The sequence below is a fragment of the uncultured Zhongshania sp. genome, from assembly GCF_963975605.1.
GTDB classification, from domain to species: Bacteria; Pseudomonadota; Gammaproteobacteria; order Pseudomonadales; family Spongiibacteraceae; genus Spongiibacter; species Spongiibacter aquimaris.
In genome coordinates this window covers 22,594-35,041 of record NZ_CAXBHN010000029.1, presented here as the reverse complement: position 1 = coordinate 35,041, position 12,448 = coordinate 22,594, and the positions used below count along the sequence as shown (strand labels likewise).

Below are 12,448 nucleotides of genomic sequence, written 5' to 3'. Positions count from 1 at the left end.
AACGAGAAGATTTACTCGCTGCGTGAAAGGATTGCACTTATTACTTGAAACCGCGCATGATAGTTAGCGGCGGGGAAAACATTTACCCCATCGAAATCGAAAACGTATTAAGTAAACATGCAGCTATTACCGACGTTGCGGTAGTCGGCATTCCAGACGACAAATATGGTGAGACTCCGCTCGCCTGCGTTGTATGTGCGACTGGCCAAACATTGACTATTGAAGAGTTAATTACATTTTGCCGAGACCAGCTCGCAGGTTACAAAATACCGCGTCGTCTCGAATTTTACGAGGCCTTACCTCGCAACCCATCGGGCAAAATTCTGAAGAAAACCCTGCGCGAACCTTATTGGAAAAACCGCGAACGCAAGATTAATTAAGCGTTAAACAATGCTGTCAGCCAATCACTAATTTCGCTCATGGCCTTATTGTGATGATCATTAGGCCCCTGCAAACCGACAAAGCCGTGGCTAGCAGCGGCGTACAAGCTGTATTGCACCTTATTGTCATGCTGGCTCAGTCGCGCGGCAAAATTAGCACCGTCATCACGCAGCGGGTCGCGCTCGGCGGTGATAAGTAGGGTCGGCGGCAAGCTATCTAAATCACTTCGCATTAACGGTGTCGCGCGCGGATGCCGAGTCTGCCCTTCCTCTAACTGCGAGCTGTTTAGCAAATAGGTATCCCAAAACCACATCATTAACTTGCGCGTCAGCACAGGGCCATTGGCATTTTCAATATACGATGGAGTACCTGGATCGTAGTGATCAGTAACCGGATAAATTAACACCTGCCCCTTCACCACACCCGGCAAACATTCCCGTGCTTGCAAGGTCGTCACCGCTGCGAGGTTGCCACCAGCACTGTCTCCGGCTACCGCAATAGCGTTTGGCAATCCGCCATACTGGGCAATATGTTCATAAGTCCACTTTAAGGCGGCCAAGCAATCTTCAGGCGCCGCGGGAAACGGATGCTCTGGCGCCAAGCGATACTCCACCGCCACCACAATACAATCGCTGCGATCACACAAATCACGACACAGGGGATCATAAACATCCAAATCACCAATAACCCAACCACCGCCGTGGTAATACACCAGCACGGGGAATGGCCCCTCCCCCGGAGGTTGGTAGATACGAAGTGGAATAAGACCGTGGGCGGTTTCAATACTCGAGCTCCGCACAGCAATATGCTTTGCCGTTTTACCCAGCCAGCGTATCCACGTATCTGCTTTAACTAAATTTCGTATTGCAACGGCTTTGATTTTTGTTTTCATATCAAGTTCTTATTATTAGGGTCTATTGACGTTTCATCATTGCCTCTGTTGCGCCTGAGAAAGCGCCAATTTAGGACGCGACGAGTGTGGTTTGGTTGCTTCAAACGAGCGAGGAGCAACGACAAGTGGCGCTTTCTCAGGCGCAACCCGACGGGCTGGGGCCATTTTTCCGCCTGGCGTCGTTATCAGTCATTTATTTGGAATAACCAAACCGCACTCCTTCTGCCTCGCCATACGAAAAAATGGCCTCCAGCAGTGGTAATTATGAAACGTCAACAGACCCTAGTCATCAATCTTTTTAACAGTGCATAAAATAAATTTAAGCGGATTTTTTCTCCACACTTTGTTCCGCCACACGCTCGTTATTTTTCGGCACCGCGTACAGTGTCGCCACATTGCGACCATTGCCATCGGCACGCAAATACACTTTGCTATTCACCCAGCCTGTGGCGGTATAAAACCCCCATTTGCGAATTTTTGGACCGGTAATAAACAAGGTCAAGCTATCTGGTGTATTTAAAACTAAACGATGTGGCGCCCGCCCCAAACGCGTCGTAAAACTGCCCATTTCCAAGACTCGATCCTTACTGGGCATTTCTTCCACGATGCGCCCGCGCAACACCACAGACGAATTAAACACCCAAGGATGGTCGTGCAAATTAGTGTCTGGGTCATCACCTGTTACATGATGCAGATACATATTAAACACCCGATTGCGCGGAATGACATACCAACGGGTCAGATAATCGCTACCAATAACCTTGCTTGGTGCGCGGCGGGTAATTTGTTCAGCTTTCGCCTGCAGGCGACGTAATAAAAAAGCGGGCAAACGCATAAATACTTATTCTCTACTTCAAAGGCGACGCCTCAGCGCGCAGCAAAATCTATAATCCCTCGCATAGTACCATTCCTCGGCACCCAGACAATACGATTACGGACAATATAGACCCTGAATCATCGCAAAATAACACCGGATAAATATACCCATAGGCGTATAATTGATTAGCGTCGCGCTGGCTAAACAATCGTCATTGCAGAACGTACTTTGTCTTTTAAGCACCAACAACATCGGGAGCCCGCCATGGACAAATGGGATAAAAAACGCAAAGATCTTAATAATCGCCTACGTCGCATAGAGGGGCAAGTCCGCGGTATTCAGCGCCAACTAGAGAATGGCGAAGAATGCGAGGCCATTGCCGCGCAAATGTCCGCAGCGCGCAAAGCGATGGACAAAGCCTTCTTTACCATGATGTCCTGCGCGATGAGCCAAGAACTCGAAAAACACACCGTTATGACGGACGATATGGAAAGCGGCGTAGAAGACATTACTCGAATCCTCACTAAATACGCATAGCCATCAACAATTAATTAGAGTGAATGTTCATACCAGCATGCCGATATCTCTCTCGCAACAAGATGCGCGCAAGCTCGTCTTACTATCGCAACAACTACCCGCAAGTAAGCAGACTGGAAACGCTACCGACGCTACCTTGTCTGCTATACAGCACCTTGGCTATATTCAAATAGATACCATTTCCGCCGTTCAGCGCGCCCACCATCACACTTTATGGAATCGCAATCCGCGCTATCAGACCACGCATCTCGATAAACTGGTCGCCGAAAAGCAGGTATTTGAATACTGGTCTCATGCCGCCGCCTATCTGCCAATGCAGGACTACCGGTTTAGCCTACCCCGCAAACAGGCAATAGCGAACGGTGAGCAAGGCCATTGGTACACGCCAGATAAACACCTCATGAAATCTGTACGCAAGCGGATTGAAACTGAGGGACCGCTCATGGCCAAGGACTTTGAGCACACGGGTGAAAAGCTCGGAGAGTGGCGCAGCAAACCGGCTAAAAAGGCCTTAGAATGCCTTTACATGCAAGGGGATCTGATGATTTCATCCCGCCAGAATTTCCATAAAGTCTACGACTTGAGCGAGCGGGTCCTGCCGAAGGATGTTAACACCACGCCTCCAACTCAGGAGGAGTACGCGCGCTTTCTTATTGTTTCGTATCTACGCGCTAATGGACTGGGGCAGGCACCTGAAATCGCCTATTTGCGAAAGAATACAAAGCCGCTGATTAGCAAGACGCTGAAAGATATGGCGGCCAACAATGAGCTGCTGCAGATCAACGTCGGCGGCAACCACTACTACGCATTAGCAGAATCATTGGAATTGCTAAACAAACCCCTCGCCCGCAGCAAGCTCGCAATACTTTCGCCATTCGACAACCTGCTTATACAGCGCAAACGTATGCAGATGCTTTTCGATTTTGATTATTTAATTGAGTGTTATGTTCCGGAAGAAAAACGTCAGTACGGCTATTTCTCACTGCCTATTTTATGGGATGGCAAACTCCAGGCACGCATGGATTGTAAAGTCGACCGCAAATCATCGCACTTGCACATTCAACACTTAGCACTAGATGCCTCACTTAAAAAAGTCGACGCCTTCAGCCACGCCCTTTATAAGCAGCTACCCGCGTTTATGTTGTTTAATCACTGCACACAACTTTCGCTTCACAAAAGCACCCCGCAAAATTTACCCCCTATGCCAATAAACCTAACCGGCATCTGAAACTAAACTATTACACAGCCCCTCTAAGAGCAGCTGTATTGCTTTATACTAAGTCGTACAAACCAAATAACCGTCCAGATAAATTTACGTAACGGCAAACCCAACTTGCTTGTGCCCGCAATTTAATAGCCTGCGCCTAGAAAACCTCCACACAAGCTAAGTACAATCTGTTCATTAAAGACCAAACGTACATCAACCAGGACTACTGAGTGACTATAGAGTTAATATATCAATATATCTTTGGCGGGGCTGTACTGGCCTTTTTATGCGTCATTGCGAGTGTTTTTTCACGCCGTGTTGGTGCGCCATTGCTATTGGTATTTCTATTACTTGGCATGCTTGCCGGCGAAGACGGGTTCGGCAAAATCAAATTTGATGACTTTAGCCTCGCTTTCTTATTTGGCAACTTAGCACTGGCTATCATCATATTTGACGGTGGCCTAGGTACACGAAAAGACAGCTTCCGTGTAAGCCTAAAGCCAGCGCTCTCCCTTGCAACCGTTGGCGTAATTGCGACCGCCGCCATTACCGGATTTGCCGCGCACTGGATACTCGGTCTGTCTTGGCAGGAAGGTTTACTCATTGGCGCCATTGTGGGCTCCACCGATGCGGCTGCGGTCTTTGGCTTACTGAGAACGGCGGGGCTGGAGCTAAAAGAACGCACCGGTGCAACGCTGGAAATAGAGTCAGGTTCAAATGATCCAATGGCGATATTCCTCACCATTACCATGGTGCAGATACTGCAATTAACTGGCAGCGACACCAACCCAGGCTGGACCATCGCTCAAGAGTTAGTGAGTCAGCTAGGCTTAGGTATCGTACTTGGACTTGCCGGTGGCTACCTACTAACCCTCTTACTCAAAAAGTTGCAGCTCACTCCGTCACTGTACCCATTGCTGACACTGGCAGGCGGACTAAGTATATTCGGCGCAACAACGATTCTTGACGGTAGCGGCTTTCTCGCCATTTTTATCGCCGGCGCCATGATTGGCAACACCTCGCTTCCCTTTAGCAACGATGTCCACCGTTTTCATGACGGTATGGCTTGGCTTAGCCAAATTGGCATGTTTCTTATGCTCGGCCTCCTTATTACGCCGAGTAACCTAATACCCATTATTTTTCCCGCTTTAACTATCGCTTTCGTACTCATATTTGTGGCGAGACCCATCGCAGTTTGGCTGTCTTTACTCCCCTTCCACTTCCCATGGCGAGAACAGGTCTTTATCGGCTGGTGCGGCCTGCGCGGTGCAGTACCCATTATTCTCGCCCTATTCCCATCTTTGGCTGGACTAGAACACACCCAAACCTATTTTGAACTGGTATTTTTCGTTGTTCTGATCTCACTGGTTCTGCAGGGCTGGACCATCGCGCCTATCGCAAAATGGATGCAAATTGAACTGCCACCCTCAAATAAGGAACCCGCGCATCAACACTTAACATTAAAGCATGACCAGGACAAAGAACTTCTGGTATACACCGTTGTTCCGGAAAGTCGTGCGGTCGGTTTAGCCGTAAAAAATTTACCCGTGAAAGAAGGAAGCCAATTCCTAGGCATTATTCGCAACGGTATTTTAATAGACCAAAATCCAAGTGAAGCCCTTGCCAACGAAGATCAGGTCGTACTGTTATCCTCTACCAACGCGAAGTCTGCTCTCGGGCAAGTATTTGCAAAACAGCTGCCGTCACCGTCACTTGATACAAGCTTTTTCTTTGGCGAATTTTCACTAAACCCTGACGCAAAGCTATCTGATGTAGCACAGGCTTATGGCTTTGAGATTGGTTCTTCGGAGCATAACGTTTCGGTTGCCGAATTTATTATCCGCCAGTTTCATGGCAAACCCGTTATTGGCGACAAGGTGCGGCTGGGTGCCATAAAACTTATCGTAAAAAATATTGAAAACGAGCGTATCGTATCAGTTGGCTTAAAGCTGCAGCCCCCAGAATAAATGAGCCAATTAGCAGGTGCCGCGAGGTAAACGCCACGCACCCAAAAATGAGCACTATGCACCGCTCGACTTTTCATTAATCATAGACACTCCACAAGAAACCTAAGACACAGAGGACCAAAAATGAGACCACGATTTTTAAGTAGCGCTCTTCTAAGCCTGTGTTTAACTGCATTTGCGCACGCAGAAGAAATACCAACAAACCCCAATAGAGAGCTGGTATCAGGCAGTCCAGAGCGCTGCGTCAATCTGCGACGCATCGACCAGCTGGAAGTAATTGATAATCGCAGTATTCTATTCTTTATGAAGGGTAAGCAGATTTATTTGAATGACTTGCCACGCCCATGCAACGGGCTGTCACGGCATGAAACCATTATGTACAAAACATCACTTAACGAGTTGTGCAACGTAGACATCATTACCGTTTTAAACAGTGTTGGCTCCGGCTTTTTACCTGGCGTTTCCTGCGGTTTAGGCAAATTTTATCCAATCACCAAAGAAAACGCAGATACGCTTAAAAAACAAAGCCGCGAGCGGTAAGAGCCTACATAAACTTGCTAACGGCATTTTATGCACTAATAAGCTTAGTTTCTTTTAAGGCCTAAAACGCTATCAAGTGTCCACTGCATCTCATTAGTTTCGTCGCCAGCCTTAGGTAAATGCGCGAGCATAGGTTCAGCAATACCAATAGCCATCATCAAGCGCGCGCGGCGATACGCCTCATTTTCGTCATAGCCTATAGATTCAATATTATTCTTTAAGAAATCCAGTAGCAGCTCATCAGCGCTACAAACCGCATCGTAGACCCGTCGATCATGCTGGGCCCAATGCCGCATGACCTGATCTAGCTTAGACATATTACTGCTTAGCCAGTAATAGCTAATCTCTTCAATAACAGTGCGTCCATTGTCCGCAGTCTGCGCCTTGATCGCGTTGTGAATTGTTACGTGGAAATTACCAGACCACGCATCTACTAAGCCATCAACGAGGGAATCACGCCCCTTAAAGTGCCAGTAGAAACTGCCCTTGGAAACACCCAAACGCAGACACACACTGTCTATAGTCAAGGCTTCCGCCGTTCCCGCGTCAGCAATAAGCTCAAATGCCTCGTTAATAAAATCCTGCTTAGACTTGCGCCCAGTAGATGGCTTTGCCGACCCCATATCCACTCCACATATTGTCAATACACTTGACTATAATACATACCATACCGTATGGTATTGTCGTAGAGATCAAGAATAATTACCACAACAATAACAAAGACACGACAAAGGCTGTTTCGAGATGAGCATAGAAGCACTCACCCAATGGCTTGCTGGCCATTACCTTCAAGTAAAATTTATTCACATGAGCTTTGCTACTCTCTGGCTGTGGAGCACATCAGTTGCCTACCTAAATTATTTGGTACCGGTATTTCGCGCATGGCAAGCTAATCCTGATGATATCAACCATATTAAAAAGCGTAACTGGGTCATGGAGCGCTTCGACGAAGGGGTTATTCTTGAGCACATCGCCTTCCCCGCCGTATTAATCTCAGGCTTAAGCCTTTTACTTATTACAGGATGGGGGCCGCAATCCTATTGGCTCGTGATGAAACTCACCATCGTCGTTTTGGTATTCCTACCCATTGAGTTCTGCGACTACTGGCTTTCTCATTTCGGTGGCAACAAAGCCAAGATACGACGCACCACCCCAAGCGGAGACGGCTTGGCATCTGCCCGCTATGAACAGGCAATACACCTTCACTGGTGGTTCTTAATTGTGACTACACCCGTAATCGCCATTGGTGGCATGACCGTACTTTATCTCGCCATTACCAAACCCATGTAAAGGACGTTAAAAATGACCAGCGACGAGCACGCTATATCCCGCCACTTTGCAGTGAACCCGCATAAAATTCGTCTTATCGCCATCGCGATGGGCTTGTATATCCTCTTGGTAATGTGGCCCGTCTTCGACTTGTGCCGACTTCTACTGGCCGCAGATCCACTTGCATTTACCTTGCAACGGGGTATGTACGCAGTGGCAACAGCAATCGCATTCTCCTTTTACGCCAACTGGCAAATGGGACGACTTTGCCTAAGAAAAAGCGAGTAGCCTAATCGAGTAAGATTAATTATCAGGATAATAATAATGAAAAAAATTCTACTGCTATCCGTTCTAGTCGCAAGCAGCTACGCATGGTCTGATGTAAAAGAGAAAAAGCGCCGTGACTACATCGAAGAGGTGATTGTTACTGCCCAGAAGCGGGCTGAATCCGCGCAAGATGTGCCGCTCTCGGTATCCGTGATGAGCGCCGAACGCATGCAGGCATCGGCGATAAAATCCTTCGAAGACGTCGCCTTGGCTAGCCCAAATACTGATATCAACATGACCCCTGGCTACGTGCAAGTTGGCATGCGAGGATTGAACTCGCCAATCAATGACGGCATGGAGCAGTCGGTTGGCTTTTACGTGGATGGTATCTACTACGGCAAACTGGCTTTTCTACAAGACGCCTTTCTCGACCTCTCGCGCGTGGAATTATTAAAAGGGCCACAGGGCACTCTATTTGGCAAAAACACCGTCGCTGGCGCCATTAATGTCAGCAGTGCCACTCCTATTCACGAGTGGTACGCTGCTGCGACAATAACAGCCGGTGACTTTAACGACCGGGAGCTCAGCGCCACCGTAAATGCGCCGCTCATAGAAGACAAACTAGCGCTGCGTATCGCCGCCACCACCCATAGCAAAGACGGCTACGTATATAACTCTGTGCGGAATGAAGAAGAGAAACAAATCGATAAGAAGGGATTACGCAGTAAGTTATTATTTGATGCCAGCGAAGATCTAAGCTTTGTCCTAACCCTGTATCGGGGCGAAGCCAAAGATAATGGTCAGGGCTGGGAACCTTTCCTACTGCAAAGCGATGCGGCTACTGTTCACGGCCTATTCGACCCCGATCTAGAAGATCGCTTCGACTATGTTGGACATAGCAATAGCGACAACTATAGCGATAGCGAATCCACCGTCGTCAACCTCGATACAAACTGGGAATTTGGCGATAAATTACTAACCGTTATCGCCAGCCACGCCGAAATGACAGAGTCCTTATATCTAGACGCCGACACGGGGCCAGCCCCCATTGCCGACTGGGATCGTCAAACTGATTACAATCAGCAGATGCTCGAAATTCGCTTCACCTCGGCACCTGGAAAATTTGAATACATTGTTGGCGCCTTCGGATTTCGATCTGACAACCACTTAGAAGGCGACTTGCGAATGCTACCTGACCCAGCGGTAACGGGTATGCTGTTAAACGCTCTTTCGACAAGCCTTGCTGACCTGCTATCCCCAATCACTGACCCGCTAGGGAATATACTTGACCCATTGCTCTATAGCGCAACCACCGACTCCTTAAACCAAGTGTTTCAGCAAGACACCAGCACCCTCGCCCTATTCACCCAACTAAGCTGGAATATTAGCGATCGCCTTAGCGCCATAGTAGGACTGCGCGCCTCTAAGGAAACCAAGAAGGTTGATTTAGTCCAAGACTACGAACAAACCGGCCTGTTGCTACAAAGTGCATTTGGCGTAACAGAATACACCTTGCGGGACAAACGGAATGAGTCCAACGTCGCACCCAAGTTATCGCTAAAGTATGCATGGGACGACCAGATGCTTTACGCGTCCTACTCGGAAGGGTTTAAAGCCGGCGGCTACAACCCATTGGCCCGCACTGCAGACGAATCTGTATTCGATCAAGAAACAGCCGTTGCCTACGAGCTCGGATATAAACTCACAGCCCTTGAGGGCGCACTGACCGCCAATGCCGCCGTATTCCAAACCCAGTTTAGTGATATGCAAATTCAGGCATTTATAGGCAACGGCTTTGTGGTAAGCAACGCAGCACAAGCAACTACGGAAGGCTTTGAATTTGACCTGAACTATCAACCCTGGCGCGGCACTATGATTTATACCAGCGCCGGTTATACCAATGCTGTATTTGACGAATATACCGATGGCCCCTGTCCTGCGGGATCAGCATCCGAAACCTGCGACCTTAGCGGCAAACAATTACCGAGAGCCCCCAAGTACAGCGCTAACTTCGGCTTCCATACCGCCATACCAGTAATCGATAACACGATTGCGTTTGTCATCGGTGCGGACTACAGCTGGCGTGACGATATTTATTTCGATCTAGACCTCGATCCCATCGACACCCAATCTGCATACTCACTAGTAAATTTACATATTGGTTTAGTCGACCCACAAGAGCACTGGCGGTTTATTGTCCACGTTAAAAACTTAGAAGATAAAACGATTCGCCAATTTACTGCTGACCTCCCCATCTTTGACGGCTCACACATGGGCTTCCTTATGCCGCCCAGAATGATTAGCGCAGAAATTAGTGTCAATCTATAAGATCCGTTTAAATCAATAGAAAGCCAACGCAGGAACTGCTCAATGAGTGTCGCCATAATAATACTGCAAATTGTATTCATCATTTTTTTCAGTATAACCGGAGCAATGAAAATTCTAGCTCATACACATATGATTGAAGAATTCGATAACTTTGGCTATCCATACTGGCTAATGCGCTTGGCGGGGGGGATTGAACTTGCCGCCACGCCACTACTACTGATCGGCTTTTGGAACCCTGTCTATGGTGCTCTTGGTGCAAGCCTACTTACCGCAGTAATGATCGGGGCGTGCTACACCAACTTTACCCAGCGAGCTGCGGCCTATGGCTGGGGAACATTGGTTTTGGTTTTACTTTGTGCGGGGCTGGCCACACACTTCGCAATGAATGCGGATTTCAATGAACCTCTGCACAATCTAGGAATATACTAACGGAATATTTTAGATAGGCTGCCCGAAGATCAATTAAAGTCCGCGCAGTATCCGGCGTAGGGAACGCTAAATCTTCGTCACTACCCGAGCCCGAGTTTTCCTTAGCGGATACAGTTCCTTGCGGCAGGAAGCAATACACCATCAATTCATATACAAGTTACTGCGGAGGACAAAAACCAAGAAAATCCGGTTTCTCACAGGAGTTTTCCTGCCCCTTCCATTTTTTGCAATGCCCAAAAATATCGGACTTCTCGCAATCTGGATGACTAGCGCAGGCTGTAAAGAGAAATAAAAGACATAGAGTGCATAAGAATCTAAACATAAGTAATTTCTACCCATTGGCAATATTATTTGAACACCACCTGTTCTGGCAATGCGCTACCAATAACATTGAAAATCAGCATTAAACAACACAAAATCCATGCTGCTTACACGAGAGCTCATTATCGCAGGTGCTCTTAACTAATCACTCAGATTTGCTTACAGGTTGCAGTCAATCTATGGAATGAATCTTAGTCTTTACTAGCAAACCCTAGTACAACGAAATTTAGGTTCGCTATACGAATTGTGGTGACGGACTACTAAAATTATCTAGTCGGCTCGGGTCAATGAGCCGACTAAAGACATCAAACCAAGCTACTTTTTACGGCTAGGCAAGGTTCCCATAGTCTTGCAAATAATACTCAGCATCACTTCATCGGCACCGCCGCCAATAGACGTGATACGCGTATCTCTGTATGCGCGGGCCACTGGGTTGTCCCACATATAGCCCATACCGCCCCAGTACTGCATACAGCTATCGGTTACTTCACGAAGCAAACGACCCGCCTTTAGTTTTGCCATAGAGGCTTTGCGAGTCACATCAGCACCATTGATATAGCCTTCTACCGCATTGAATGTAAGCGCACGCAGCGCCTCTACTTCGGTTTGCAATTCAGCCAAACGAAAATGCACCACTTGGTTATCTAGCACCGACTGGCCGAATATCTTGCGCTCACGGGTGTAGTCGATCGTCTTATTAATACAGTCTTCCATCGCCTTTAAGCTGCCGGCGGCGGCAAACAGGCGCTCTTCTTGGAACTGCAGCATTTGATAGATAAAGCCATGCCCCTCTTCACCGATAAGATTGCGCTGGGGCACTCGCACATTGTCAAAAAACACCTGCGCGGTATCGGAAGAGCGCATACCCAATTTATTTAATTTCTCAGAAAAAGAAATACCTGGCGTATTGGTCGGCACAACGATTAATGATTTATTTAAATGGGGCTTGTCATCACTGGTATTCGCCAGCAGGCACAAATAATCTGCTTGGGTAGAATTGGTGATCCACATCTTTGATCCGTTGATCACATAATCGTCGCCATCTTTTTTGGCGGTGGTTTTAATTGCAGCCACATCTGAACCGGCGTGGGGTTCACTTACCGCGATTGAAAACACCGCGTCACCAGAAATAGCGGGAACTAAAAATTCTTTGCGCAACTCATCACTACCAAAGCGCGCCAAAGCCGGTGTCGCCATATCGGTTTGCACGCCAATCCCCATAGACACCCCACCGGTTGCGATGCGGCCCAACTCTTCAGAAAAGACAATTTGATAGCTGTAGTCCAAGCCCATTCCGCCGAACTCGACGGGCTTGCAAATGCCAAGCAACCCTAGCTCACCCATTTTTTTAAACAATTCATGAGCTGGAAAAATACCGTCTGCCTCCCATTGGTCGGCATGGGGGTTAATTTCACTGTCGATGAACTTTGCTGTGGTTAGCCGTATGGCTTCATGCTCTTCAGTAAGAATCATGCATTACTCCGTAATAGGTA

Annotated in this window: 13 protein-coding genes; 9 read left to right on the top strand and 4 right to left on the bottom strand. The window is 47.8% G+C overall.

What is annotated here, in order from left to right; genetic code table 11:
- Positions 1–56: 56 nt before the first annotated feature.
- Positions 57–380, top strand: coding sequence for a hypothetical protein (locus AAC007_RS16210; protein WP_339678152.1), 324 nt, complete (start codon positions 57–59; stop codon positions 378–380).
- Here AAC007_RS16210 and AAC007_RS16205 read toward each other — a convergent pair.
- Both AAC007_RS16205 and AAC007_RS16200 read right to left on the bottom strand, forming a co-directional pair.
- Positions 377–1,273: an alpha/beta hydrolase gene (locus AAC007_RS16205; RefSeq protein WP_339678150.1), complete on the bottom strand. Its 897-nt coding sequence runs from the start codon at positions 1,271–1,273 to the stop codon at positions 377–379. The two genes, AAC007_RS16210 and AAC007_RS16205, sit on opposite strands and share 4 nt — an antisense overlap.
- A gap of 319 nt (positions 1,274–1,592) precedes the next feature.
- Positions 1,593–2,108: a hypothetical protein gene (locus AAC007_RS16200; protein ID WP_339678149.1), complete on the bottom strand. Its 516-nt coding sequence runs from the start codon at positions 2,106–2,108 to the stop codon at positions 1,593–1,595.
- 246 nt (positions 2,109–2,354) lie between these two features.
- Between AAC007_RS16200 and AAC007_RS16195 the strand changes: the two genes are divergently transcribed.
- The 4 genes from AAC007_RS16195 (at position 2,355) to AAC007_RS16180 (ending at position 6,341) form a co-directional block, all read left to right on the top strand.
- Entirely contained in the window at positions 2,355–2,627 is a 273-nt protein-coding gene (locus tag AAC007_RS16195) for a metal-sensing transcriptional repressor (RefSeq protein ID WP_339678148.1), read from the top strand.
- Between the two features lie 37 nt (positions 2,628–2,664).
- Positions 2,665–3,855 carry a crosslink repair DNA glycosylase YcaQ family protein gene (locus AAC007_RS16190; RefSeq protein ID WP_339678146.1) on the top strand — a complete coding sequence of 397 codons (1,191 nt, stop codon included), beginning with the start codon at positions 2,665–2,667 and terminating at the stop codon, positions 3,853–3,855.
- A 209-nt stretch (positions 3,856–4,064) separates the two neighbouring features.
- Entirely contained in the window at positions 4,065–5,801 is a 1,737-nt protein-coding gene (locus AAC007_RS16185) for a potassium/proton antiporter (protein WP_339678144.1), read from the top strand.
- Between the two features lie 123 nt (positions 5,802–5,924).
- Positions 5,925–6,341, top strand: coding sequence for a DUF6491 family protein (locus AAC007_RS16180; RefSeq protein ID WP_339678142.1), 417 nt, complete (start codon positions 5,925–5,927; stop codon positions 6,339–6,341).
- Between the two features lie 44 nt (positions 6,342–6,385).
- Here the strand turns inward: AAC007_RS16180 and AAC007_RS16175 are convergent, their stop codons facing one another.
- Positions 6,386–6,964 (bottom strand): TetR/AcrR family transcriptional regulator, encoded by a 579-nt coding sequence (locus AAC007_RS16175; protein WP_296436364.1) that lies wholly within the window; start codon positions 6,962–6,964, stop codon positions 6,386–6,388.
- Between the two features lie 121 nt (positions 6,965–7,085).
- Here AAC007_RS16175 and AAC007_RS16170 point away from each other — a divergent pair, with 121 nt between their 5' ends.
- Genes AAC007_RS16170 through AAC007_RS16155 form a run of 4 tightly spaced genes read left to right on the top strand, consistent with a single transcriptional unit; the run spans position 7,086 to position 10,634 of the window.
- Complete coding sequence (locus AAC007_RS16170; RefSeq protein ID WP_339678140.1) at positions 7,086–7,631, top strand: hypothetical protein; 546 nt, start codon at positions 7,086–7,088, stop codon at positions 7,629–7,631.
- Between the two features lie 12 nt (positions 7,632–7,643).
- Complete coding sequence (locus AAC007_RS16165; RefSeq protein WP_296436362.1) at positions 7,644–7,898, top strand: hypothetical protein; 255 nt, start codon at positions 7,644–7,646, stop codon at positions 7,896–7,898.
- Between the two features lie 36 nt (positions 7,899–7,934).
- The gene (locus tag AAC007_RS16160; RefSeq protein ID WP_339678137.1) at positions 7,935–10,205 is read left to right on the top strand and encodes a TonB-dependent receptor; all 2,271 of its coding nucleotides are present in this window, start codon (positions 7,935–7,937) and stop codon (positions 10,203–10,205) included.
- Between the two features lie 42 nt (positions 10,206–10,247).
- Positions 10,248–10,634 carry a DoxX family protein gene (locus AAC007_RS16155; RefSeq protein ID WP_339678136.1) on the top strand — a complete coding sequence of 129 codons (387 nt, stop codon included), beginning with the start codon at positions 10,248–10,250 and terminating at the stop codon, positions 10,632–10,634.
- A 636-nt stretch (positions 10,635–11,270) separates the two neighbouring features.
- On the opposite strand, the gene AAC007_RS16150 is transcribed toward AAC007_RS16155, so the two are convergent.
- The gene (locus AAC007_RS16150) at positions 11,271–12,428 is read right to left on the bottom strand and encodes an acyl-CoA dehydrogenase family protein (RefSeq protein ID WP_295872537.1); all 1,158 of its coding nucleotides are present in this window, start codon (positions 12,426–12,428) and stop codon (positions 11,271–11,273) included.
- Positions 12,429–12,448 lie beyond the last annotated feature (20 nt).